The sequence below is a fragment of the Vibrio sp. UCD-FRSSP16_30 genome (assembly GCF_001676025.1).
In the GTDB taxonomy this organism is placed as follows: Bacteria; Pseudomonadota; Gammaproteobacteria; order Enterobacterales; family Vibrionaceae; genus Vibrio.
The window spans coordinates 20,652-44,438 of the sequence record NZ_LZFW01000046.1 but is presented as its reverse complement, the minus strand read 5'-3'; the positions used below and the strand labels follow the sequence as shown (position 1 = coordinate 44,438).

The following is a 23,787-nucleotide window of genomic DNA, read 5'->3' as shown; positions in this document are numbered from 1 at the left end:
GCATTGTGAACCATTCGTACGCGGTTTCCCCTCGACGTTATGGATGTATGCAACCCTAAAGGCACTTAAGGATAAATGATGGTAATACCTGATAAAAGCAGCATAGTAATTTTTGGTGCTTCTGGAGATTTAACTTATCGTAAGTTAATTCCCGCTTTATATAGACTGTACCAAAGCGGTCAACTTCCCCAATCATTTTACATTTTAGGCGTAAGTCGCACTGAATACAGTGATGAGTCTTATCGCGAAAAATTGAAAATATCGCTTCAAGAGTTTGAAGAAACAGAGAAAGCGGTATTAGAAGAGTTCATTACTCATCTTCATTATCAAGCAATCAATACTTCAGATACTGCGGATTACGCAAAACTTGCCGCTCGCCAAGACGAATTGGCCGCTCATTATCAATTAGAGCAGCGTAATGTATTGTATTACTTAGCTACTCCGCCAAGCTTATACTCAGTAATTCCTGCAAGCCTTGCTGCTCACGGATTAAACTGTGAGAAAGATGGTTGGAAACGCCTGATTGTTGAAAAACCATTTGGTTACGATCTGGCTTCTGCTCAAGATCTAGATGAAAAAATCCACACTGATTTTGATGAGAAGCAGCTGTATCGTATCGACCATTATCTTGGTAAAGAAACAGTGCAGAACTTATTAGTACTGCGTTTCTCAAACATCATTTTTGAACCTCTTTGGAACCGAAATTTCATCAGCTATGTTGAAATTACTGGTTCAGAGTTCTTAGGTGTTGAAGAGCGTGGTGGCTATTACGACGGATCTGGCGCTGTGCGCGACATGTTCCAAAACCACTTGCTACAAGTATTAGCAATGGTTGGCATGGAGTCGCCACCTCGCATTAACGCCGATGCAATTCGTGATGAAGTGGTTAAAGTATTAAAAAGCTTGAAACCGCTGGATGAAAACGACCTTGTGAATAATCTAGTGCTAGGTCAGTATACTGAATCGGAAGTCAGAGGTGAGTTTTTACCTAGCTACCGTGATGAGTCTGGCGTGGCAGATGACTCTCGCACCGAAACTTATATCGGTCTGAAAGCATTCATAAATAACAGCCGTTGGAAAGGCGTGCCGTTTTATGTTCGCACTGGTAAGCGTCTTCCTACGCGTGTAACGGAAGTGGTTATCCACTTTAAAGACACCCCGCACCCCGTCTTTGGTCAAGATGCGCCAGAGAATAAACTGATTATTCGTATTCAGCCTGATGAAGGCATTCAAATCAGTTTTGGTCTAAAAGAACCCGGTGCAGGCTTCCACGCGAAAGAAGTGAAAATGAATTTCCATTATAAGTCACTAAACGAAGCACACATGCTGAGTGCTTATGAGCGTTTATTGCTTGATGCTCTTAATGGTGATGCCACTTTATTTGCACGTTCCGATGCCGTTGAGACATGCTGGGAATACGTTCAGCCGATTTTAGACTTTAAAGAACGCACACAAACTCTGTTTGGTTATGCCTGTGGCACATGGGGACCAAAAGAGGCGCATACTCTTCTAGAGCGTGATGGTAGAGAGTGGCGTTTTCCGTGTAAAAACTTAACCGATACAGACTATTGCGAATTATGATGAATACCAAAATTTTTGATACTCCAGCGCAGGTTGTCGAGCAGTTAGCAAAAGAGTTACAGCAGTTCAGCGAATTAGGCCGAGCAGTTCACATCTCTTTATCTGGTGGTAGTACGCCTAAGATGCTGTTTAAGTTGCTCGCAACACAGCCTTACGCTAGCGCGATACAATGGCAAAATCTGCATTTTTGGTGGGGTGATGAGCGCTGTGTTGCACCTGATGACGCAGAAAGTAACTTTGGTGAAGCGAACGCCTTGTTATTTACGCCTGTTGGCGTGCCAGCAAGTAATATCCATCGCATTTTGGGCGAAAATGACGCGCAGCAAGAAGCGGTGCGTTTTGCCAATGAAATGGCTGAGCTCATCCCAACACAAAATGGCGTTCCTGTTTTTGATTGGATTTTATTAGGTGTTGGGGCTGATGGCCACACTGCCTCTTTGTTCCCTGAGCAAACAAATTACAACGAACAAAAGCTGGCAATCGTTGCATCTCACCCAGAATCGGGTCAGTTGCGTATTTCGAAGTCAGCAAAAGTACTGCAAGCGGCCAAGCGTATTAGCTATTTAGTGCTTGGCGCAGGCAAAAAAGATATCGTAAAAGAGATCTATCACACTCCAGCGGAAGAGTTGCCATATCCAGCGGCAAAAATTCACTCTATTGCGGGTGAAACCGAATGGTTTTTAGACTCAGACGCAGCAAGCAAGATTGCTTAAGATAAGAATACTAGGAGAAATACAATGAAAGGTGATATTGGTGTAGTTGGACTCGCAGTTATGGGTCAAAACCTTATCTTAAACATGAACGATCATGGTTTTAAAGTTGTGGCTCACAACCGTACAGCCGCTAAAGTTGATCAGTTCCTTGAAGGTCCTGCAAAAGGCACAAACATTGTTGGCGCATACTCGCTACAAGAGATGGTAGATAAGCTAGAATCACCTCGTAAAGTGATGCTTATGGTACGTGCTGGTGACGTTGTTGATAACTTCATCGAACAACTGATCCCACTGCTAGATAAAGGTGACATCATCATTGATGGTGGTAACACTAACTATCCAGATACTAACCGCCGTGTTGCGTACTTGCGCGAAAAAGGCATTAACTTCATTGGTACTGGTGTATCTGGTGGTGAAGAAGGTGCACGTTTTGGTCCTTCTATCATGCCAGGTGGTTCTCCTGAAGCTTGGGATGCGGTTAAGCCTATTCTACAGGGCATATCTGCAAAAACAGACAAAGGTGAGCCTTGCTGTGATTGGGTGGGTAACGATGGCGCAGGTCACTTCGTTAAAATGGTACACAATGGCATCGAATATGGTGACATGCAGCTAATCTGTGAAGCGTACCAGTTTATGCAAGATGGTCTTAACATGTCTGCTGACGAAATGCAGGCTGTATTTGCTGATTGGAATACCACTGAGCTTGATAGCTACCTTGTAGAAATCACCGCTGACATCCTAAAATACCGCGATGAAGATGGCGCGCCATTAGTTGATAAAATTCTTGATACTGCTGGCCAAAAAGGTACGGGTAAATGGACGGGTATCAATGCGCTTGATCTTGGTATTCCACTGACTTTGATCTCTGAATCTGTATTCTCTCGTTGCTTATCTTCACTGAAAGATCAGCGTGTTGCAGCAGAAAAACTGTTTGGTAAGAAAGTAGAGAAAGTAACCGGTGACAAGCAAGAGTGGGTTGACGCACTTCGTCAAGCGCTACTGGCTTCAAAAATCATCTCTTACGCTCAAGGCTTCATGCTAATGCGCGAAGCGTCTAACGAAAATGGCTGGGATCTTAACTACGGTAACGTAGCACTAATGTGGCGTGGCGGTTGTATCATTCGTTCTGCATTCCTAGGTAACATTCGTGATGCATTCGATACTGATCCAGAAATTGCTTTCTTAGGTTCTGATCCTTACTTCAAAGCTATCCTAGAAAACTGTCTAGGTGCATGGCGTAAAGTGGCAGCTAAGTCTCTAGAAGTGGGTATCCCAATGCCTTGTACGACTTCTGCGCTGTCATTCCTTGATGGTTACACAACAGCTCGTCTGCCAGCTAACCTTCTACAAGCTCAACGTGACTACTTTGGTGCTCACACTTATGAGCGTATCGACCGTGAGCGTGGTGAATTCTTCCACACTAACTGGACTGGTACAGGCGGTGATACTGCATCAACAACTTACGACGTTTAATCGTTAACGACTGTCTTATTGTGTAATAGTGACTGAGTAAAGTTGAGTACAAAGGTGGCTTATTTTAAGCCACCTTTTTTATAAGCAAATCTCTTTATAAGAGGGCCATTTACAAGAGCATTATGTATACAATGACTCTTAGTAATCGAGCTTTTCTTCGGCTCCTGATCCCTGAGCGACTTGTTCGTGATCTAGTGGCCTATTCACATCCTTGAAATTGCTATATCATCAATAAAAACAATCAATCGGTAATATAATATGACTAATTTTTACAGTGCAGCGGCTTCTGAGCTACTAAGCCGTCGCGTAGCAGGCACAAAGGCTCCGCGCCTAGCAGAAGACATTCGTCCTACGACTCTTGAAGAAGCGTTACAAGTTCAAGCGGCAATGATTGAACTTAAAAAGAACGAAGTAGGGGGCTGGAAATGTCTAAATCCTCTAGCTGAAGACAAATACATCGTTGCACCTATCTTCACAGATAGTGTTGAGCGCGGTGAAACTTGTCAGTTTTTTGCTGATAACGGCGTGGCTCGCATCGAACCTGAAATTGGTTTCACTCTAGGTAAAGACCTACCTGCAAACCCTGAAGGTTACACTGAAGCGCAAATTAACGAAGCAATCGGTTCATGCCACATGGCACTAGAACTAATGCAGGCACGTTTTGCAGTAGACAGCGACGCAGAGTTTTACGAAAAACTAGCAGATTGCATGGTAAACCAAGGCCTATACGTTGGTCCTGAAATCGATCGTGAAAAAGCGTTTGATGCAGCAAAAGTTAACGTAACCGTGACTCAAGGCGACAATGTTCAAACATTTGATGGCGTGCACCCAAACCAATCAGCACAAAGCCCAATCTACTGGCTAATCAACTTCATGACTCGTCGTGGCGTTGAATTTAAAGCAGGCGAAACCATCATCACTGGTTCTTACTGTGGCATCGTAGAAGTAGAATTTGATAAGCCAACAACCATCAACTACGAAGGCATTGGCGAATACCAAGTAGTATTTAACGCTAAAGCATAAGTGTGATAACTTGACAAGAAAAGCAGAAGCTTAGGTTTCTGCTTTTTTATTAATTACTCTTTTTAAAGATGCCACCCATTCAAAAACAATGACCTATCTACAATATTTGATATTAGCTACTCACGGGAGCATCGCTCTCTATGATGTAAAACTTAAGCTATAGAAAAACTGATTGTTTGCTATAAATTTTGAATATTTAGTAGGGAATTGGCTAGGTTCAGATGAGACTGATTACCTTTATATGCATAAAGGTTGATAGTGGTTTAAAATTAAATCGTAGTGGTTTAGCCTGCACTCATATACTGGCAACACTTTGCAAAATGCCTTCGCCGTTTTTCCAAATGCTCACAGTAGTTAGTCAATTCCTCCAGTGTTCCTACCGGGCCGTGAAATAGTACGCCAAAATCAGTGACAAGTTTGAGCCAATTATCATGAGAAATATTCATGCAAGTAAGTAGCCTCTCGCTATGTTCACTTATGGCACCTTTTTTATCATTTCGAATAATTCGTCCTGTTTCATCCACAAGTTCAAGATAGTCCTTGAGAGAAAACGCGATTCCTTTTGGTTGATGTTGCTGCTCATTGCCAATGAAGGGAAGTAATGCTTTAGGTTGTTCTCCGTTAATTGCCGCCTGAATACGCAGTTTAATACTGGTATGTTCCGATTGAATTAATGTCTTGGCCAGTTGAGATCTAATTGGATTTAAATCCACATAAGCCATGCACGTGAGCAGAGCCACATCATCGAGTAGTGCTTGGCATTTAAAGCGTCCTTCCCAGAACCGACCGGAGCAGTTATCTTCTTGATTTGCTTGTCTTGCGATAGGTTCATTTAAGCAACGCATAAACCAACTGATGTCACACAGTCGGCTTCGATAGATGGCAATTGTGTGTTTTAATTTAGTGACTTCATAGGCCTCAACTAAATCACCTTTTACGAAGCGATGTGTTAAATCATCACCCTTAAACAGTAAGTGCCAATGTTCTAGTACTTCACGATCGGTCCAATTGTTAGCGGTGTCGATATCGACTCTTAAAATAACATGTAAGTGATTGGACATGACAGCAAATGCAGCAATGTCGATGGCGAAGACGCTTTTAAGTTTTATTAATAAAGATTCAACCCAGGTTCGACGGTGGTCGTAATTATTGCCAGAGAATGGGTCATTGCCGCAGAGATAGGCTCGCCTGACAACGCGGCTACAGCAATGGTAATAAGGAGTGTCTTCAATACTTATTTGAGTTCTTCGAGGACGTGGCATAGTACTGTTCCAACTACGGTGAATAATGTTAGTTTAGTAGGGCAGTGTAAATCGTGCTATTAATGATGGGTGTCCATATTTAGAAAAAGGAAGTTGTATGAATTTGGAAAAGGCTAAGAAGCGAATCGCTAAGCAGGTTAAGAAGGGGTTTAATGGTTATCCTCAAATTTGTTTGGCGTATTTTGGTGAGACTAAAGATTGTGCAACTGAAGTGGTTGTTCAATTTACGTTGACGGAAGGGGATGAGGCGCAAGAAGAGCGTTTTTCTTGCGAAACCGAAATAAGAAATAACGAGTTAATTCAAACTACGTTATTAAAAGTGATTGAACGTGCGAATGCTAAATCAGTTATTGAAGTTGAAGGTGTCACGGTACGTTAGTCACTTTGCATTGAGTCATCATACTAATAAGAGTGGCTCTAAGAGGATGTTATGGATGGAAAATCTCAAGCTTATTTAGATAAGTATTTGAGTTCATTGACTGAGATTGAGCGTGATAAATATCAATCATTCAGTTCTGATTATTTTTGTGGTGATGAGACAAACGCCAATGTGTGCGCTGAATTAATTCGAATCGGTCAAAAGACGGCAACTTGCAGTTTGAGTATTTGGTATGAATCTGGTGAAGAGCCAATGCCAACTCCGGGTCATTTGCAGGTTGTGGTTGACTGGTCGGGTAATCCGGTATGCATTATTGAAATTGACCGTGTTGAAACCTGCCAATATAAAGATGTGACAGCAGAGTTTGCTTATGCAGAAGGTGAGGGCGATCGTTCACTCAATCATTGGCGAGAGGCGCATTGGGATTTCTTTTCAAACGAATGTCAGCAGATTAATATCGAGCCAAGTGAAGACCTAGTATTAGTACTTGAGCATTTTCATGTTGTTTATCAATAAAACTATTTAAAGTTTGGCTATTCACTTTAGAGCAGTAATAAGGTGGCGTAATGAACTATTTTGAATCTCCTTTTGCCGGAATGTCATTGCAAGAGCAGGTCACTAACCCGAATATTATTGTAGGAAAACACAGTTACTATTCTGGTTATTATCATAAGCATAGTTTTGATGATTGCGCTCGCTATCTTGATCCTACTAGAGATGACGTAGATAAACTCATTATTGGCCGTTTTTGCTCTATTGGTTCAGGCGCAGTATTTATGATGGCTGGCAATCAAGGGCACTGTCATGATTGGGTCAGTACCTTTCCTTTTTATTATCAAAATGATCCTCATTTTTCTGATGCTGAGGATGGCTTTCAGCGTGCTGGTGACACTGTAATTGGCAACGATGTATGGATTGGTAGTGAAGCAATGATTATGGCAGGGGTGACTATTGGTGATGGCGCAGTCATTGCAAGTCGCGCAGTAGTGACTAAAGATGTATTGTCATATGAAGTGGTTGGCTCTAACCCGGCAAAGCATATTAAATTTCGCTTTGATGATTCAGATATCAAATTACTTCTTGAAATGCGCTGGTGGGATTGGTCTGAAGAGCGCCTTAAACAGGCAATGAAGTTCCTGTGCTCAGGGGATGTTAAAGGGCTTTATCAGTATTGGATATCGTAATATAAATCTAATTATACCTATAGTATAAAGCCAGCAAATTGCTGGCTTTTATTATTTTGAAACGAAGGTAATTAAACGTAATTTTATAATGAGATTGAATTCAACTCATCTAACCCAAGAACGCAATGTACCCTTGCAGCACAATCAAGTTAACGATATCGATAAAGAATGCACCAACGATAGGCACAACCATAAAGGCTTGAGGGGAAGGGCCATAATGATTGACCAGCGATCCCATGTTCATTACCGCAGTTGGTGTTGCGCCCATGCCAAAACCACAATGTCCACCTGTGATGATGGCTGCATCATAGTTACTGCCCATGACTCTAAAGGTGACGTTGTAGGCAAAGATAGCCAATACAATGGTTTGCACGGTTAAGATGACCAATAACGGCATTGCTAAATCAAATATTTCCCATAGCTTTAGACTCATCAAAGCCATGGCTAAGAACAGTGATAAAGAGACGGTACCGATAATATCGACGGTATCGGTATTAAATTTGTATACACCAGTTATTTCATAAATATTGGTCAGAATAACGCCAAGAAATAGAGCAAAAACAAAGTCAGGAATGCCTTTTAGCCAAGTAATGCCAAGGCCTGAAGTGAATTCTTTAATATAAGTTGCTCCAACAACGCAGATTAACACCATAAATAGCACTTCAATCATACGTCTTGGGGTGACTTTATCTTCTTCGGTTTCGTTATAAGTAACGACATCAGGGAATTTTTCATGGTGCTTAGAACCATCCCCATATTCAGACATCAGATTGTGTTTGGTAATTCGTCTTTGAGCGACAGGCCCACCGATTAATCCACCAACAATTAAGCCAAATGTCGCTGAAGCCATAGCAAACTCAAGAGTTTTTAAGCCGTACAGCTCATCAAATGTTGCCGCCCAAGCCGCTCCTGTGCCGTGTCCACCAGAGAGAGTGATTGAACCTGCGACCAATCCCATTAGTGGGTTCAAATCCATCAGACTGGCAAGACTGACCCCGATGGCATCTTGGATAATGATGTAAACCGAAGCGACCCCTAAAAAGATAAAGACCTTCTTACCCCCTTTAAGTAACTGGGAGTAACTTGCAGAAAGTCCAACCGTGGTGAAAAACATCAACATCAGGATTTTTTGCAAAGGTAGGGTGAAGTCTAAATTAACCCCATAGAAGTGTAATGCTGTGATCACCATGGCCACTAGCAATCCACCTACAATAGGTTCAGGGACTTGGTATTTTTTTAAAAATGAGACCCTTCTATTTATAAACTGACCAAGAAATAGAACGGTTATCGCAATAAGGAAGGACTCTAATGCGCCCAATGTGTATGTCGTATTCATATTACGCCTTTATTTCACACCACTGTAGTCGTGTGATGACGGGATGAAGTAACTATAGACGAAAGACGAAAAGTAAATACGATGAGTCACTCCAAAAGAGGTCTGTATTATACCTGAAAAAGAGCAATTACTGGTGTTTTTGTTGATGTTGCTCACATAAATGATAGCATTTGATGAATTATTAGGCGTTTTGATCTGCAAGTAATGCCGCTTGATAGCGTTTTGGGGTTAAACCACTAAAGCGCTTAAATGCACGAGAAAAGTGTGAAATATCCGCATAACCTAATTGCACCGATATATGTGTCAGGCTGAGGTTGAGGCACATTAAATCACATGCAGTGTTAAACATGAGGCTGTTTTTAATGGCTCTAAATGAATTTTGTTCCTGATGCAGTCGCCTTTGCAGTGTTCGGGTGCTCATTGCAAACAATTTAGCCGCAAGTTCTATATCTAAATGTTCTTCATGCACGTAGGGAGTGAGCGCAATATACACCGTATCGGTAAAGGTACTATGCCAAACAATATCTTGGGGCTCAGGTTCTGGATAAGGCGTATTGATGAGTTGATCAAGATACTGCGTATCAACACTGATTTTGGTCACTTTTTGCGAAAATAGCAGCTGAATATCACTTGGGATATTTTGAGCAAACTTACCTAAGCGGCTTTGCTGTAATGAAACGGTTTTCGGTCTCCAATCATTATTGTTGGTTAGCGAGCGAATCAATTCGACACAGTACAGAATATTAAATATTTCCTGCCAATCATCAATTTTTTCATGGCGAAAAGAGGAACAAAACCAGCCACTGTTTGAGTCGACTTCAAAGAACTGGGACGCAACAGGAATCGACTCTCGAATTAACAGATTAAATTTAGTCAAAACGTCACGTACCGTTAGGTTTTTAGACAGCGTTTTAACAAATTTAGGAATGAGCTGTGTTCTCTGGGAATAGCTGATTGCTTCAACAAAAGCAAAAATCCCCTCGCTTTCATAAACCTGGCCAAAGATACTTTTCACTGACTCATTCATGATCATGTTACTTGAATCGAGCAACATCTCACGACTGATATTCGCGCTTAGTAAAGCGTCAGTCATATTAATGCCTTGCTTCTCAAACTGAGTGATAACGGCATTAACAATGTCTGCTCTTACTAATGGAATAACATCATTCGTTAACTCTTGTTGATCTTCTAATTTGTCAGTGTTTTGACTCAAAGTTTATACATCTCAATAGGTTAGATTGCTTATTTTTGATTATATTGCACGTCAATAAAGGGTAATTCAATCGTATCTATATAATATAGTCGACTCGCTCAAAAGATTGTTAGCCATTGCTAAATAGGGAAGCAAAGAAATAAGGCTACACATATCCCAATAGAAATTTGAACTCACCGACAAATGTAAATCAAAATAGTTATTATTGTCATCATGGCGTACTACACTCATTGAGACTCATATCAAAGGAGAGAATCTCATGCGTCATTTGTTATACGCGACATTGCTTGTTGGCTCAGCTAGCGTGCTTGCTGGTGAAGATGTTGTTTACGAAGTAGATGGAAAATCATATCAAGGGTATTGGTCTAAAGTTTCAGACTCAGCACCTCTAGTGGTTCTAATTCATGATTGGGACGGACTAACTGACTACGAAGTTAAACGTGCGCAAATGCTAAATGAGCAGGGTTATAACGTGTTCGCTGCGGATCTGTTTGGTAAAGGTATTCGCCCAACAGAAGTTAAAGATAAAAAGCAGCACACAGGTGAGTTATATAAAGATCGCGCAAAATTACAAAAACTGATGGCGGAAAGTCAGCGTAAGGCTGAAATGCTAAACGGTCATGACGATAATACCGTAGTGATGGGGTACTGCTTTGGTGGTGCGGCAGTGCTAGAGTCTGCTCGCTCTGGGGTTGATGCTAAAGCATTTATTAGTTTCCATGGCGGGTTAAAAACGCCAAAAGGGCAAGACTATAAAATGACGAAAGCTCCTGTGGTTATTTTCCATGGCACCGCAGACAAAGTCGTGAGCATGCAAGATTTTGCCATGTTAGCTGATGAGCTAGAAACAACGGGTATTAATCATGAAATGATTACCTATAGCGGCGCACCGCACGCATTCTCAGTGTTTGGCTCTGATCGTTACCGAGAAGAAGCCGATAAAAAATCCTGGAATCGCTTTACCGAAGTGCTAGGTGAAGTCACTAAGTAATTTATTATGTAAGTCACGTAACTCATTGAGCCCCGTTACTTACATTCAAATATGCCATATAGATGGACGTATCTTGTCACTTGAGATCCGTCCTCTTCTTTTTTTAGCGGGTGAGTGTGGGTTTTATAGCAAGGCTGTAATTCTAAAGTGTGTAGCAGATCATCCAATCGCGGCGCTTGTGATGGGCTTAATAAAACCCCATGTTGCGCATAATTGTCACAATTATCAGGTAAGCGATTGTGCCACCAATCCAGTAATTGCTGACTGGTATTAATACGGCTTAGCCAGTGATCGCAGACCAATACAACGCAGTCATTAGGTTGAATGGCGTAAGCATACTCTTTTCGCCATATAAAAAGTGTCTCTAGCAAATGAGACTTAAACACTTTATTAGCGGTTTTGATTGAATAGGGAAACAGCCAAACTGTGCCGTGCTGGGTTGTGATTCGTCGATAAACGCTTTTTGACGGTGGCGTATTTTTAGATATTTCGACCGGTTCGATAGAAAGATCAAAGCCAAATGCATCTGCGGTCTTGATTAGGCGACGTTCAACCAATGAAGTAAGATGGCGATTACTCATCCCTTTGTTATGCACAGTCGGATAATGATGCTGGGATAAGGAAAGACAGTCATTTTGAACCGCTTTAAGTGCCTGAATAACGATGTCTTTTAACAAACCAGCTCCAGTCTATATTTGAGGGTAAATAAGGGTTGTACATTCTAAATTGTAAGCATGAGTAAATAACTGACATTGCTCAAAGTTTTTCAATAAGACAAGGCTATCTCTCTGATTATAAGACGATTTTAGTTACGTAACGGTACACTATCTTGTAGTCTAGTTGTTAATTTAAAGAGGCGATTAAGTAAATCGTATTTATGCGACAAAGGATGCAAGTTGGAACCTTATAACCTCACCGCGCGCACAATTCATTGGCTTAGTGCACTTACGATTGTTGCACTATTTGCGCTTGGTTGGTGGATGGTAGGGTTAAATTACTACAGTCAATGGTATCAAACAGCGCCTTTTGTTCATAAATCTGTAGGCATGATTTTATTTGGCGTCACGGTATATCGCTTATTTTGGAAACATTACCAAGGCTCTCCTAAAATAGAAGGCAGTGCATTCGAGATAAAGATGGCGAAGTCTGCCCATCATCTGATGTATGTATTGCTATTGGCTCTATTTGTCTCTGGATATCTAATTTCCACAGAGGATGGGCGCGGTATTTCAGTTTTTGGATGGTTTGAGGTACCTGCATTAGGCAAGTTATTTGAAGGGCAGGCAGATCTTGCGGGTACGGTTCATTATTACCTAGCTTGTACCCTAATTGGATTGGCTGCAATTCACGCTTTAGCAGCGTTAAAGCATCACTTTATTGAAAAAGACAATACGCTACGCAAAATGACAGGAGGCTCAAAATGAAAAAATTAACAACGGCTCTAGGATTGGCCATTGCAATAGCAACCCCTTTATCTGCTCACGCAGCCGATTATGTGATTGATACTAAGGGTGCTCACGCATCGATTAACTTTAAAGTGAGTCACCTTGGCTATAGCTTTATTAAAGGTCGTTTTAATCATTTTGAGGGTGAATTTAGCTATGATCCTAAAAACATTTCAGCATCAAAAGTTGAAGTGACGGTTGATACGACGAGCCTTGACTCAAATCATGCCGAGCGTGATAAACATATCAGAAGTAATGACTTTATTGATGCCGGTAAATATAAAGAAGCGGTATTTAGCAGTACTAAAGTCACTGATAAAGGTGATGGCAAGCTTGAGATTGCAGGTAACTTAACTTTGCATGGTCAAACTAAGCCTATTGTTATTGCCGCTGACTTTATTGGACTGGGACAAGACCCATGGGGTGGAGAAAGAGCCGGGTTTATGGGCACCACACGTTTAGAGCTATCTGATTTCAATATTCCAGTGATGGGCGCTTCAAGCTACGTCGATATGGAATTACATGTAGAAGGCAAAAAGAAGTAACCGTAGGGTTTTTTCTTTCAGCCCCTTTATTATCGCGGGTTAATAAAGGGGCTTTTTTACGTTTGATTTTAGGGTATTTGAATCTGTAATATTCTGTTTAAGTTTAAGTTTAAGTTAGCAGCTAAGTGTTGCCGTTAGCCATACTAATGACTCGTTTTAGTGTCCAGCGAATGAGCAGCGGAATAATACTGTCACCATGAGTTTCACAGTATTCAACAATCGCCAGCGCAACATCAGGTTTAGCGTGCTTTTTAAGTGCTCTAACAATAACTTTTTTGGCTGGAATAGGATGATCGTAAGGGATCTTGACCATATCTCGGAAAAAATGCTCAAAGCCGTTGTTATATAGATAATGTTCGATGTCTTTATCGGGAAGCTCAGTTAATCGGTGTCTTTCCTGCTCAGACTTGAGCATGGCGCGAACCGATGCCGCATACTTTTTACCGGCCGCGTCACCGTCCGTTACTACATGCCAGTCAATATCAAAAGCGCGCGCAACTTTAAGCAGTGACCGTAAACCAGATTGTGCAAATTCGACAATTTGAACACCTTCTGCCGCCAAATCATAACCACATTGTTTAGCCAGTTCATTAAAAAGCCAAACTTCGGTTTCCCCTTCCACTAATAACCAGCAACGAGCAAAAAGTGCACTAGAACGATGAAAGCGAATATGAAAACCCACTCGTCTTAACTCATCAGCGCTTAGCATTTCAGGTCGAATGTATTTTGCTTCGGTACGATCTGATTTTCTAACTAGGCGCTTAATACTGCGTAGCGGCACTGCGCCTAATAAAACGGCTGAGTTTGTGGTGAGTATTTTTTGCATTGGCATCATTTGTAAGAGTGCCCACGCTCTTGCTAGGTGGGTAGGGTGCAATCGTCCTTCAGGGTCTTCGACAATTAACAGGGGTCGTGCGCAGGGTCTAAGTTCGGTGTTTCCTTTCGCTTGCAGATAGTTATTAAGAAGTCCCATCAGCAATAACCGAGTTTGTCGGTCTTGGGTTTTATCTACAAACTGTTTGAGCGACATTTTACTGCCGGAACTTGAAGTAAAAATCCCATCTCGTGAGGCTCTTGGATCGTGGCGTGTGTGGGTTTTGTAGGAGAAGTAGTGATCAACTAAATCGTGCATGGTATTGACGCTACTTTTCATCTCTTGCTTGCTGACAAGTCCTGGGTTTGAAATAAGGCGGCGACAGGTGTTTTTAATTCGTTGCTCTATTTTGGAATTGGTTTTCTCAGTTGAACCCTCATCACGTTGAAATCGTCTAGAGTCTCGAAGTCGAATAACGGGGTGAAGAATCATTAATTCTTGAGCCAGTTTTGATTCATGATGTAATGCTTTAGCCGCGCCATTGCTGTCTAAGAAGGCATAGCGGGTTGTGACCTTAGTACCTTCTAAGGTCGCACTAAGGCGGTAGATAATTTCACTGCGGCCATTAGAGCACTCATTCCAAATGGGCTTTATTTTTCGATAGCGTCCAGAACGAGCTTCTTTATTAGTGCTGGTGACCAATTTTAAAATAATTTGTAAATGCTGGGTTTGTGGATGAGAAATAGCGTAATCGACATGAAAATCCCGCATTTCAAATTGATAGGGCTGTGCATTGGTCGGCAGAGCAACGGATAAAGCATCGAGCAGTGAAGACTTTCCCCACGTGTTTTCACCAATGAGAGTCGTTAATTGCTCAAAAGGAAGGGAAAGACGCTTAATGCCTCGAAACCCAGAAATTTCTACACGCTCTAATTGCATAGATGACTCCCTTTTCTTTCATTATAGAAAATAGACAGCACCTACACTGCGAAGGTGAGCAAATTTATCGCTAATAACTTGTTTATCTGTGGGCGATTAAGGTGTGTGTCCTTTTAAATATTCTTTTTAATAAAGCGAATAGTGGCTGCGTTTTTAGCGGAGTTATTGGCAATAAAACTAAGTGTTGAAAAACATTCATTGGTTTGTCATATCGCGCCGACTACAATGGCGGTGAAACTAGAGATGAGAATATGACGAAAATAATGAATAAAGCGACCAGGATACGGGTTGCTCACATCAATGACACCCATTCTTACTTTGAACCGACCACGGTTCAATTGTCATTGAATATCGATGATCAAACAGTTAACCCCTATATCAGTGTTGGTGGGTTTGCGCGTATATGCACGCGCTCACAGCAATTAAAGCAACAAGCGGCGAGTGATGAGAGAGAGTTCGTGTTCTTGCATGCTGGTGATTGCTTTCAAGGCACCTTGTATTTTTCTTTATTTAAAGGCGAAGCCAATTCAAAGCTTTTAAATCAACTTGATTTAACCGCGATGACATTGGGTAATCATGAGTTGGATATGGGTAATGGCCCTGTTGCCGCATTTAGTAAGCGAATTAACTTTCCGTTGTTGTGTGGTAACTGGGATTTATCAAATGAGTTAATGAACAAACCGGTGACGGTTAGCGATTCACATAGCGTTTATCCTTATCAACCCACACTGCAATCGGCTCAATGGCTTGAGCATAAAGTTGGCGAGGAGCGCATTGCTATTTTTGGTTTATCTATCGATAAAATGGTCGATATTGCCAACCCAGATCCCGATACTCCGTTCGTGAACGCCAAGCAAACGGCAATCAACACTGTGCAGCAGATCCAGCAATCTGGTATCAATAAAATCATTTTATTGAGTCACTTAGGCTATGAAGCAGATTTAAAACTCGCACAAAGTATTGATGGAATTAGCTTGATCGTGGGTGGACATTCGCACGTGTTACAGGGGGACTTTAGTGATCTTGGACTTCCATCAAAAGATCGCTATGGAATGCGAGTGAATGATACTTATATTGTGCAAGCAGGTATGCACGCACAGTCTTTAGGTCATTGTGATATTGATTTTGATGAATCAGGAAAAATCACTGCCTTTACCGGCCTTAATGAGATATTAATCGGTCGCAGAGTCTGCTTTGATGCCACTATGAGTGATTGTTCTTGTGATGGTGAATACAAGCGGGTATTTGATTATTTAACCCATCATCCTCACGTAGTGCGCTGTCAAAAAGATCCACAAGTGAATCAGGTTTTGACTCAAACGTATAAACCCGCCGTGCAAGCACTGCAGCAAAACATAGTAGGGCATTTAAAATCTCCCCTAAGACATGTGCGAGTACCCGATGACAAAGGATCAAGTGAGATTTGTCCTTTGGTCGCTGAGTCTTTTTATCACGCAATGTGCCATCGAGGATTTGAGTTAGATTTTGCGATACATAATGCTGGTGGTGTGCGTTGCTCATTAAATTCTGGCCCAATCAGTCAGGCTGATATTGCAGGACGATTGCTGCCATTTGCCGTTCCAATTGGGGTTTACTCGATAGAAGGGCAATACATTAAAGATATTTTAGAGGGGGCGATTGATAACGCGATTGCTGAGGATGGGACGGGCACAGGAAGTTACCCTTATTCTTATCGTTTAGATTATCAGGTTATTTTAGAGGCCAACAAGGGCGATCGAGTTAAAAATATTCGTATCTACGATGATATTCGAGGCTGGACTGAGATTAATCCGCAGCAGATTTATTGGGGAACGTCGTCAGCGTATTCGATGAAGGGTAAGGAAGGGTATTCTGCTATTTTGAATTGTCGGGATGATTGGAGCGTAACAGAAATGTCGATGGCAGATTGTTTTCTTGAATTTGTGTCTAGAGAAGAATTGCGCATCGAAACTCAAATCAAATTAGGCCTTATCACATAATTTACAAATCATTTTTGTAAATGATTTGTAATAAAAAAGACAGTTTGAAATCATTCAAGAATGGATATGCGCGAAGTACTGTATATGTGATGATTTATGCATATCTATTAACGGTTAATTTGAATGCTTGTTGCTAACTTGTTGCATTAGAAAAACTAATCTGAAAATTTAAATTTACTTGTTTTATTGTTTAGCCGTATTTGCTTATATTTGCGCCATAACTTATTGAAACTTACAGAATTTAAAGAGGCACTCATGGCGCAAGTAATGCAGATTAACACCATAGCAGTACCAAGCTCTCAGGAAGCAAAGAGCTATTCTATTGATTTCAAAGGATTGATTATGCATTTTGTCGACATTTTGTTCGGCAAAGGACAAACGACAACCACTTATTATGCGTCTGAGCTTTCAGATCATATGCAGAAAGATTTGGGCATGATGCGCTAAGACATTTTAGCAATAGCTTAGATTATGGAAAAGCCCCGCTCATTTGAGCGGGGCTTTTTGTTTATAGCTCAACAATCACTATTTTCCCCCCTTCACTTTCTCTCATTTATTTTCTTATCGACAAATTTTATTTTAAAACTCGTTTATTAAATACTCTTCTATACTCATAGGTAACTGTTTTTATTAACATTAATTAGCTAGGACGGCATTAATGCGAAAAGTGATTGTTGTGGGTGTGAGTGCGCTATCAATACTCAGCACAGGTTGTGTATCAACTATCCCCGCTGACGAGCGTGATGCTACGCGAAATGCCATCAAGTCTGACTCCCAAGCCTTCATTAATAAAATGTCTGACATCTATCCTGAGGTCGCAGATGAATTAGACGCATCTGCGGGCTACGCAACGGCCAGTATGTCGGGTGTGAATGTAGTTTTGCTAGGCGGTGGTTACGGCAGGGGAATGATAAAGAATAACGATGATGGTTCGGTTACTTATATTGACGTCAAACGCTATGACTTAGGTGCTGGGTTAGGGTTAGGTACTTATGAAGTATTAGCTATCTTCCCTGACGAAGAAGCGTTAAACGACTATAAAGACGGTTCTTGGCGAACTCTACTTGGCGCTGAATGGAATGTGAAAGAGTCAGGCACAAGTGCTTATAGTGATGTGTGGCGGACATCTAACGATGTACCTTTATATGTCTCATCAACCACGGGAGCAACGGCATCAGGTTCGGCGCGGTTGGTGTCAGTATCGACCAACTACGATTTGACGAATACTGGTCTAGGGCATAGTCGCGTTGCAAGCAAGACTAAAGGTGAAGCAAAAATATTGTCTGATGAGCCGAAAGTATGGGATAGGGCACTGCCATTCTTTGCGCAAAATGTGGTAGAACAAGGCTTTGATCTGCCATTACCGTTTGGTGTTAGTATCATTTATGTGCAAACAGAGCAGGCAATGGATCTGCGGAATTTAGAAATTGGTGCTAATGGAAGTGATAAAATACCCACCCCTTTTGTTTCTTTTAGTAATAATTCCACTGTTACTTATACCCCACAATTAAAACTGGATGCATGGTTGTTTCCGTTTATGAATGTGTTTGCGACTGTTGGGGCGATTAATGGCCATGCTTTGGTGAATTTTACTCTTGATAGTGATTATTTGTCTGAGCAATTAGATATTTGTAAAGGTCTAATACAGCCCTCATTTTGTCGAGATGATCTTACCGTTACAACACCTGAGATAGATATAAGTGGTGTTAATTATACGGTTGGGACAATATTAGCTGCCGGTTGGAATGATTACTTTTTTGTCCTACCTATCAGCTATTCCTATGCTGATATGCGGGGCAGTGTCACGGCAGGTAATATATGGAATATTTCTCCTAGAGTAGGGAGGCAGTTTCCGTTATCAGGAAGTCAGTCTATCGCAGTGTTTGTAGGGGCAAGCTATCTTGATAGCAGGCTAACTATTACAGGAAGTGTCGATGTACCTGGAACAGGTGATCTGCTTGATACTATTGACTACAAGCTAGAGCAAGAAAATTTAGATAAATGGATGGCATTGGTTGGGGCGAATTATAACTTTAACCGAGAGTGGTCAATGTCGATGGAGTACGGGCAGAAAAACAGTGATAAGAAGCAGTTTATTTCTAGTCTGAATTACCGTTTCTAAACTTATATTTTGATTGCCTTTAAATAGATAAGGGGCTCTTTATAAGAACCCCTTGCATTACAAAATCAACTAAGCGTAATTGATTTATCTAATTTCTACTTATTAGAAAGTAACTTTAGCACCTAGTAGGGCTTTAAGTTCTTCGTTTAGAGTGAATGCTTTGCTCACGCCAACGTAAGTTTTGAAGTAGCTTGTTGCTTGGTAGCCAAGGTCAAGAGCTGCTTTGTTGCTGTCGTCAGTTGCTGAATCAAATTTAACGCTTGTGTATGTACCAGCAAGAGTTAATTTTTCAGTAAATGCGTAAGAAGAAGCTAGTTCGTAACCTTGGAAGTCGTCACCGAATTGAGAACCATCTACATACAATGCGCCAACGTATAGTTGATCAGTTAGGTCTGAACCCAAGCTTAATAGAAGGTTATCGCTGTCTTTAGCTTTGAAGCCATCGTGAGTTTCTTTCGCATAACCAGCACCTGCTTTAAGCATACCGAAGTCGTAGCTAGCAGAAAGGCCGTAACCTTTGTCGATAGTAGTGCCAGTATTATCTGTATCAACTGTTTCGCCACCGCCATTTAGCGCTGCGTTAACAGTTAAATCACCGTAGTTACCAATATAAAGAAGTTGGTTGTCAGCACGGTCAGCAGTAACAGACTTACTTGATGCTTCAGCACCGTAAGTATTTAGGATATCGGTGTAGTTAGTAATTTGAACTAGTGCGCCATCGGTTTTACCGTATTGCAGTTCATTATTGTCATTACCAACAGCAACGTACAAGTAACGTGTATCGTTAGAGTTATTTTTTGTGAACTCTTTTTCTACAAAACCGCGAGCAAATACGTCTTCTGTGATTTGAGTTTTAGCTTCAAAGTTTAGACGAGCACGAGATTGGTCTTCTTGTTTTTCGTTTGCTTTATTATCTTTGCCTTGATCTGAAAATTGGCTGCGAGCCTCAACACGGCCGCCCATATTAAAAGCAAGGTTGTCGCCTTTATAGATGTCAGCAGCATTCGCACTAGCGGCAAATGCAGAAGCAATAGCAATAGCTGTTAGGGTCAGTTTTTTCATTTTTTAACTTCCTTGAGTATCTGATACAAATAGAGTGATTTAGTTCAGAGCCACAAGGTTATAATATTTTATGAGACTAATATAAGGTGCATAAATAGAATCTAATATTGAATAATTAGCTAGGTGATTAATTTCACTTGGTAAAGTTGCATATATAAAAGTGCTTAAACTGTAACCAACTGATTTGTTTTTATTATTTCATATTGAATGACTAATAGGATGATGTGGAATATAGGTTTTCAAATACTACTTACCATTTATTCTGTAAAGAGCATGATGACTGAATAGTCATTTTTCAAGGAGTTGTAGAACATCTAAATAGCGGCGAAATTTGGTTTAGCGTCTGTGTTTTTTAAGTGGCAAGTGGATAATTTTGTTGAATATCCTCATAAAATAAAGGCTATTTGTATAATCATATGACAAGTAGAGCATTAGTTTGTTGTTGTCAGAGGCTTTAGCGTTGGTATTGTCATTGTGCCTTAGAAAATAGGCCAAAGTGAGATTCTGTGATCTGCCCCCTTTTCAGGAGGCAATACAACGCATCGTTATTTAGTCGGTTGACTCTTTTTAGATATCAGTCTTGTTTCGCAAAGCCAGCTTTATAGTGCATTACTGTCTCGTTCTAGTTTAATTTTACACTCTTTATCTATCGCCAGTTTTGCCTGAGTAAAGCCTTTGGTCGGAAATGTTCCGGTAATGTTCATATCAGAGGTGATGACAACAGGTTGCTGCTGACTTAGCGCATTTAATAAAAAGGCTTTTCCGGCAGGGTTTTTTGCACGATATGTACGGGTATTGCGATTAACTTTGCTGACGTATTTAAAGTGAACGTCTTGCCCATTGACGTTAAAAATCCCACTAATGCGGTTGCTATAAAAAGGACCAGTAATAAATACCTCGCCTTCACAGTCTGTTGGATTGTTACTGTAGGTCGCCATGTAGTTAAGATCGCCTTTTTGCTGTTGCTCATTCCATCCTACATTTTTGACAGTCCCAGTCCCATGATAGTTCCATTGCTCGCTAGCTAGCCACGCTTGCTTTTCATCTGAAAAAGAAGCTGGGCTATTAACCTTATGCTGCGTTATTAATAGGCTATCTGTTTGTGAGTTAGTTTGGTCTATCTGTGCTTGCTGGTCTGTGTTTGTTTCAAGTTGGCTATCATTGGGTGTGTGAAGAGTACTGCTACAACCTTGAACAAGTAATAGTAGTGAACCAATAAGTAGAGGCGATTTAATCATGGAATCTTCCTTGGCAGAGTAATGCTGGTATTAGCCTATGATAAAACTTATTTTTGCTTATAAGGTTAGGGGCGTGTCCATTTTGTTTGATTTTCTTGTGTGTTTCTTGTCAGCGCAATGAAAACTGCGTTCTGTATAGCGAGAATCGGGGGCGATAGATAAATCGATGCTAAGTTTTCTTGAGCCTCGCACTGGCATTGTCTACAATGAGCGACTCTATCTATAATTCAGGTCATGAACATGAGCGACACGAACGCAAAGCCAACTCTTCCGGATCATCTTTCTGGTAATTCACGTAGCCCACATTTTGTGGAAGAGTGCTTTCATCATCAAATTGGTATTCGACTAAACGGTAAAGAGCGTACTGATGTTGAAGAATACTGCATCAGTGAAGGTTGGGTAAAAATCCCTTCACCTAAAGCATTAGATCGTCGTGGTCAACCTATCTTGATTACACTTAAAGGCACTGTAGAAGCTTACTACGTTTAAGTTAACGTCTCTTTAGTCATAAAATAGAAAACGCACAAAATCAGCTGATCTTGTGCGTTTTTTTTGTTATCAAATCGAGTCTGTAATGAGAATTTGGGGTCAGATCAATGTTTTTGTAGGTAATCGAACTTTAAGCGCAAACACTCTTTAGGCACCTCAATTCTTTGCTAAATTTAAGGTAAAGGTGTATTAGGTAGTGTTAATGTACCAGAAAAAGTAAACATCGCCATCTTGTGCATCTTAAGTGTGACTTTCTAATCAGAGACACTGGAGATGATTATGAATAAATCAAGAATTGAGCGAACAACCATGAATACAATAGGCTTAGTTGTCTCCAGTCTATTCTTAGCTGCCAGTGCTCACGCAGCGATAATTCAAAATTCTAATCCTAATACACTTGCCGATGCTTTTATTGGCGATTGTGGCGTGCCTGGTGAGTTGACGGCCTGCATTGGTGGTTGGAATCTAGATAACATTGATATCACCTTAAAATATGAAGATGGTATCGAGTTTGGTTCATTTGATAAGCCGACAGGCACTTACTCATTAATGACTTATGGTGATTATTTTGAAAGTTCTGTGTTGGGTGAAGATAATCAACCTTTAGCCAGTATAACCGGCAAAGACTGGCCGATTGGTGAGCCTAATGCTATAAAAATAGTCAATGACGATCTCAGTGTGTCACATGGTAAGCCACAAAACTGCATTATTGGATCATCATTTTTAAGCGCGGAAGATTCCGAGGTAGAAGACGCAAACCTTCTTGATTCCACTCATCCACAACCAGTCATTTGCTCTAGCACCTTTCAAACTCACAAAAGATTTAAAGTGGCGATGTTACCCGATTCTGTAGAAGACATTACTGAAGGTGAGGGGCATGGTATCGATTTGGTATTTAATGTCACTGATGATGGAAATGACGCTTTAAGATCATACCAAGTGTTTAGCAAAATCAACAATTATACAGGTAAGCGTTTAGGTGGTTTTAAACTCATTATTGGAACAGGTAAAGGAAGTGCCTTTGTCTCTGCCAGTGAGCAAGGTATTACTGATAGGCTCCATCTTTCTTTAGGTAAGGGAGAAGGTGGCTCTGGTGGGCAGGGGAATTTAACTTATGATGGTTCTGATCTGTTTGAATCACACAAACTTGCCACGTTCTCACACGGTTTATTTGGCGCTCCAGACAAGCATTTTACCGACAATGGCTTTTTTGATGAGCGAACTGCCGGTTATGAAGTCGAGCAAGGCTGTGTTTCTGATGCCGCTGATGCATGCCCAACGTTTGCCAATCCATTGTTTACAGAAGTGACATTAATCCAAACGGATATGATTGCTTCTACGACTGCTCTTGAGAGTAATTACCATCAAACAAGCGCAGAAACAGAAGGGCAAGGGCTACCATTTGGTGAATGGTTGCCGTCAAAATGGGAACCTAGCGCTGTATTCTTTGACGATGATAGCAATCCAGAAACTGATGCGTCTCTAATGGCCTGGTGGGATGGTACGAATTGGCGCGGAAACTATGATGACGGATTTATGGTCATTGATCAGGCTGAGATAGATTGGCTAGCGGCAAATCCTTATGGATTATACGAATTGGGTGGCATTGAGGATGTACTTAATTTAGGTATCAATTACATTGTTAAAATCGGTGACGGTATTCCAGATGGCGCGTTTACATTGCGTATTATTCCGATGGTAGCCGCAAACCAAGCGAGTCCAAGTTGGTGTACTGGCATCTTTGGCGGTTGTTATGAGCCGCCTTATGGGGCAGTAACGACAGCTGATGAGTCTATTATTGAAGCCGATGAAGCTGAGGCTATAGCACCTGAAGTAAGCAAAGGTGGTGGTTGTACTGTGAGTAAAGGCGGCCGCTTAGATCCTATGTTGTTTATTCTATTTATGATTGCGTTAGCACATGTCGTTTATAAGCATTCTTATACCCCCGCTAAAGCAAAATAAGACTGATTAAAGAGGCGCTTGTGCATAATTGATACCG

Annotated in this window: 22 protein-coding genes; 15 read left to right on the top strand and 7 right to left on the bottom strand. The window is 41.1% G+C overall.

Translation table 11 applies throughout. The features are described 5' to 3' along the window. The first annotated feature begins 78 nt into the window (after window positions 1-78). The 4 genes from zwf (at window position 79) to A9260_RS12755 (ending at window position 4,790) form a co-directional block, all read left to right on the top strand. Window positions 79-1,581 (top strand): glucose-6-phosphate dehydrogenase, encoded by a 1,503-nt coding sequence (zwf, locus tag A9260_RS12770; RefSeq protein WP_068699539.1) that lies wholly within the window; start codon window positions 79-81, stop codon window positions 1,579-1,581. Continuing rightward, window positions 1,578-2,294, top strand: coding sequence for a 6-phosphogluconolactonase (gene pgl, locus A9260_RS12765; protein WP_068699537.1), 717 nt, complete (start codon window positions 1,578-1,580; stop codon window positions 2,292-2,294). The genes zwf and pgl overlap by 4 nt, the downstream gene beginning before the upstream one ends. Window positions 2,295-2,318: 24 nt before the next feature. After that, window positions 2,319-3,767, top strand: a complete 1,449-nt coding sequence (gnd, locus tag A9260_RS12760) for a decarboxylating NADP(+)-dependent phosphogluconate dehydrogenase (protein WP_068699535.1) — start codon at window positions 2,319-2,321, stop codon at window positions 3,765-3,767. 258 nt (window positions 3,768-4,025) lie between these two features. Then, window positions 4,026-4,790, top strand: coding sequence for a hydratase (locus A9260_RS12755; RefSeq protein WP_068699533.1), 765 nt, complete (start codon window positions 4,026-4,028; stop codon window positions 4,788-4,790). Window positions 4,791-5,074: 284 nt separating this feature from the next. Here A9260_RS12755 and A9260_RS12750 read toward each other — a convergent pair whose 3' ends face one another. Then, window positions 5,075-6,052 (bottom strand): transposase, encoded by a 978-nt coding sequence (locus A9260_RS12750; RefSeq protein WP_068699531.1) that lies wholly within the window; start codon window positions 6,050-6,052, stop codon window positions 5,075-5,077. A gap of 97 nt (window positions 6,053-6,149) precedes the next feature. Here A9260_RS12750 and A9260_RS12745 point away from each other — a divergent pair, with 97 nt between their 5' ends. The 3 genes from A9260_RS12745 to catB are packed head-to-tail and all read left to right on the top strand — an operon-like array spanning window position 6,150 to window position 7,615. After that, window positions 6,150-6,431 (top strand): hypothetical protein, encoded by a 282-nt coding sequence (locus A9260_RS12745; protein ID WP_068699529.1) that lies wholly within the window; start codon window positions 6,150-6,152, stop codon window positions 6,429-6,431. A 51-nt stretch (window positions 6,432-6,482) separates the two neighbouring features. Next, a complete protein-coding gene (locus A9260_RS12740) occupies window positions 6,483-6,947 on the top strand; it encodes an ASCH domain-containing protein (RefSeq protein ID WP_068699527.1) in 465 nt (154 codons plus the stop codon). Between the two features lie 50 nt (window positions 6,948-6,997). Continuing rightward, window positions 6,998-7,615: a type B chloramphenicol O-acetyltransferase gene (gene catB, locus A9260_RS12735; RefSeq protein ID WP_068699524.1), complete on the top strand. Its 618-nt coding sequence runs from the start codon at window positions 6,998-7,000 to the stop codon at window positions 7,613-7,615. A 109-nt stretch (window positions 7,616-7,724) separates the two neighbouring features. On the opposite strand, the gene gltS is transcribed toward catB, so the two are convergent. Both gltS and A9260_RS12725 read right to left on the bottom strand, forming a co-directional pair. Continuing rightward, a complete protein-coding gene (gene gltS / locus A9260_RS12730) occupies window positions 7,725-8,951 on the bottom strand; it encodes a sodium/glutamate symporter (protein ID WP_068699522.1) in 1,227 nt (408 codons plus the stop codon). 181 nt (window positions 8,952-9,132) lie between these two features. Then, window positions 9,133-10,164 carry a helix-turn-helix domain-containing protein gene (locus A9260_RS12725; RefSeq protein ID WP_068699520.1) on the bottom strand — a complete coding sequence of 344 codons (1,032 nt, stop codon included), beginning with the start codon at window positions 10,162-10,164 and terminating at the stop codon, window positions 9,133-9,135. A gap of 259 nt (window positions 10,165-10,423) precedes the next feature. Here A9260_RS12725 and A9260_RS12720 point away from each other — a divergent pair, with 259 nt between their 5' ends. Then, the gene (locus tag A9260_RS12720; protein WP_068699518.1) at window positions 10,424-11,155 is read left to right on the top strand and encodes a dienelactone hydrolase family protein; all 732 of its coding nucleotides are present in this window, start codon (window positions 10,424-10,426) and stop codon (window positions 11,153-11,155) included. 35 nt (window positions 11,156-11,190) lie between these two features. Here the strand turns inward: A9260_RS12720 and A9260_RS12715 are convergent, their stop codons facing one another. Continuing rightward, window positions 11,191-11,832 (bottom strand): hypothetical protein, encoded by a 642-nt coding sequence (locus A9260_RS12715; RefSeq protein WP_068699517.1) that lies wholly within the window; start codon window positions 11,830-11,832, stop codon window positions 11,191-11,193. Between the two features lie 219 nt (window positions 11,833-12,051). Between A9260_RS12715 and A9260_RS12710 the strand changes: the two genes are divergently transcribed. Both A9260_RS12710 and A9260_RS12705 read left to right on the top strand, forming a co-directional pair. Beyond that, window positions 12,052-12,579: a cytochrome b gene (locus tag A9260_RS12710; RefSeq protein ID WP_068699515.1), complete on the top strand. Its 528-nt coding sequence runs from the start codon at window positions 12,052-12,054 to the stop codon at window positions 12,577-12,579. Beyond that, the gene (locus A9260_RS12705; protein WP_068699513.1) at window positions 12,576-13,145 is read left to right on the top strand and encodes a YceI family protein; all 570 of its coding nucleotides are present in this window, start codon (window positions 12,576-12,578) and stop codon (window positions 13,143-13,145) included. The genes A9260_RS12710 and A9260_RS12705 overlap by 4 nt, the downstream gene beginning before the upstream one ends. A 121-nt stretch (window positions 13,146-13,266) precedes the next feature. On the opposite strand, the gene A9260_RS12700 is transcribed toward A9260_RS12705, so the two are convergent. Then, window positions 13,267-14,898 (bottom strand): ATP-dependent endonuclease, encoded by a 1,632-nt coding sequence (locus A9260_RS12700; RefSeq protein ID WP_068699512.1) that lies wholly within the window; start codon window positions 14,896-14,898, stop codon window positions 13,267-13,269. A 263-nt stretch (window positions 14,899-15,161) separates the two neighbouring features. Here A9260_RS12700 and A9260_RS12695 point away from each other — a divergent pair, with 263 nt between their 5' ends. The 3 genes from A9260_RS12695 to A9260_RS12685 all read left to right on the top strand — a co-directional run bounded on the left by A9260_RS12695 (window position 15,162) and on the right by A9260_RS12685 (window position 18,999). Next, a complete protein-coding gene (locus A9260_RS12695) occupies window positions 15,162-16,877 on the top strand; it encodes a bifunctional metallophosphatase/5'-nucleotidase (protein WP_082957026.1) in 1,716 nt (571 codons plus the stop codon). 255 nt (window positions 16,878-17,132) lie between these two features. Next, window positions 17,133-17,324 (top strand): hypothetical protein, encoded by a 192-nt coding sequence (locus tag A9260_RS12690; protein WP_068699509.1) that lies wholly within the window; start codon window positions 17,133-17,135, stop codon window positions 17,322-17,324. A gap of 211 nt (window positions 17,325-17,535) precedes the next feature. Beyond that, complete coding sequence (locus A9260_RS12685; RefSeq protein ID WP_068699506.1) at window positions 17,536-18,999, top strand: outer membrane beta-barrel protein; 1,464 nt, start codon at window positions 17,536-17,538, stop codon at window positions 18,997-18,999. A gap of 102 nt (window positions 19,000-19,101) precedes the next feature. Here A9260_RS12685 and A9260_RS12680 read toward each other — a convergent pair whose 3' ends face one another. Together A9260_RS12680 and A9260_RS12675 are read right to left on the bottom strand one after the other, a co-directional pair. Continuing rightward, a complete protein-coding gene (locus A9260_RS12680; RefSeq protein WP_068699505.1) occupies window positions 19,102-20,061 on the bottom strand; it encodes a porin in 960 nt (319 codons plus the stop codon). A 599-nt stretch (window positions 20,062-20,660) separates the two neighbouring features. After that, a complete protein-coding gene (locus A9260_RS12675; RefSeq protein ID WP_068699503.1) occupies window positions 20,661-21,299 on the bottom strand; it encodes a hypothetical protein in 639 nt (212 codons plus the stop codon). A gap of 234 nt (window positions 21,300-21,533) precedes the next feature. On the opposite strand from A9260_RS12675, the gene A9260_RS12670 reads away from it, so the two are divergent. Together A9260_RS12670 and A9260_RS12665 are read left to right on the top strand one after the other, a co-directional pair. Next, on the top strand, window positions 21,534-21,788 hold the full coding sequence (locus tag A9260_RS12670) for a DUF3297 family protein (RefSeq protein WP_197485236.1): 255 nt from the start codon (window positions 21,534-21,536) through the stop codon (window positions 21,786-21,788). A gap of 279 nt (window positions 21,789-22,067) precedes the next feature. Further along, on the top strand, window positions 22,068-23,750 hold the full coding sequence (locus tag A9260_RS12665) for a choice-of-anchor F family protein (RefSeq protein ID WP_068699502.1): 1,683 nt from the start codon (window positions 22,068-22,070) through the stop codon (window positions 23,748-23,750). The last annotated feature ends 37 nt before the right edge of the window (window positions 23,751-23,787 follow it).

Excerpts from the sequence above, each read along its gene's own strand:
- zwf (WP_068699539.1), top strand. The coding sequence starts at position 79 with ATGGTAATACCTGATAAAAGCAGCATAGTAATTTTTGGTGCTTCTGGA.
- pgl (WP_068699537.1), top strand. The coding sequence starts at position 1,578 with ATGATGAATACCAAAATTTTTGATACTCCAGCGCAGGTTGTCGAGCAG.
- gnd (WP_068699535.1), top strand. The coding sequence starts at position 2,319 with ATGAAAGGTGATATTGGTGTAGTTGGACTCGCAGTTATGGGTCAAAAC.
- A9260_RS12755 (WP_068699533.1), top strand. The coding sequence starts at position 4,026 with ATGACTAATTTTTACAGTGCAGCGGCTTCTGAGCTACTAAGCCGTCGC.
- A9260_RS12750 (WP_068699531.1), bottom strand. The coding sequence starts at position 6,052 with ATGCCACGTCCTCGAAGAACTCAAATAAGTATTGAAGACACTCCTTAT.
- A9260_RS12745 (WP_068699529.1), top strand. The coding sequence starts at position 6,150 with ATGAATTTGGAAAAGGCTAAGAAGCGAATCGCTAAGCAGGTTAAGAAG.
- A9260_RS12740 (WP_068699527.1), top strand. The coding sequence starts at position 6,483 with ATGGATGGAAAATCTCAAGCTTATTTAGATAAGTATTTGAGTTCATTG.
- catB (WP_068699524.1), top strand. The coding sequence starts at position 6,998 with ATGAACTATTTTGAATCTCCTTTTGCCGGAATGTCATTGCAAGAGCAG.
- gltS (WP_068699522.1), bottom strand. The coding sequence starts at position 8,951 with ATGAATACGACATACACATTGGGCGCATTAGAGTCCTTCCTTATTGCG.
- A9260_RS12720 (WP_068699518.1), top strand. The coding sequence starts at position 10,424 with ATGCGTCATTTGTTATACGCGACATTGCTTGTTGGCTCAGCTAGCGTG.
- A9260_RS12705 (WP_068699513.1), top strand. The coding sequence starts at position 12,576 with ATGAAAAAATTAACAACGGCTCTAGGATTGGCCATTGCAATAGCAACC.
- A9260_RS12700 (WP_068699512.1), bottom strand. The coding sequence starts at position 14,898 with ATGCAATTAGAGCGTGTAGAAATTTCTGGGTTTCGAGGCATTAAGCGT.
- A9260_RS12695 (WP_082957026.1), top strand. The coding sequence starts at position 15,162 with ATGAATAAAGCGACCAGGATACGGGTTGCTCACATCAATGACACCCAT.
- A9260_RS12690 (WP_068699509.1), top strand. The coding sequence starts at position 17,133 with ATGGCGCAAGTAATGCAGATTAACACCATAGCAGTACCAAGCTCTCAG.
- A9260_RS12685 (WP_068699506.1), top strand. The coding sequence starts at position 17,536 with ATGCGAAAAGTGATTGTTGTGGGTGTGAGTGCGCTATCAATACTCAGC.
- A9260_RS12680 (WP_068699505.1), bottom strand. The coding sequence starts at position 20,061 with ATGAAAAAACTGACCCTAACAGCTATTGCTATTGCTTCTGCATTTGCC.
- A9260_RS12675 (WP_068699503.1), bottom strand. The coding sequence starts at position 21,299 with ATGATTAAATCGCCTCTACTTATTGGTTCACTACTATTACTTGTTCAA.
- A9260_RS12670 (WP_197485236.1), top strand. The coding sequence starts at position 21,534 with ATGAACATGAGCGACACGAACGCAAAGCCAACTCTTCCGGATCATCTT.
- A9260_RS12665 (WP_068699502.1), top strand. The coding sequence starts at position 22,068 with ATGAATAAATCAAGAATTGAGCGAACAACCATGAATACAATAGGCTTA.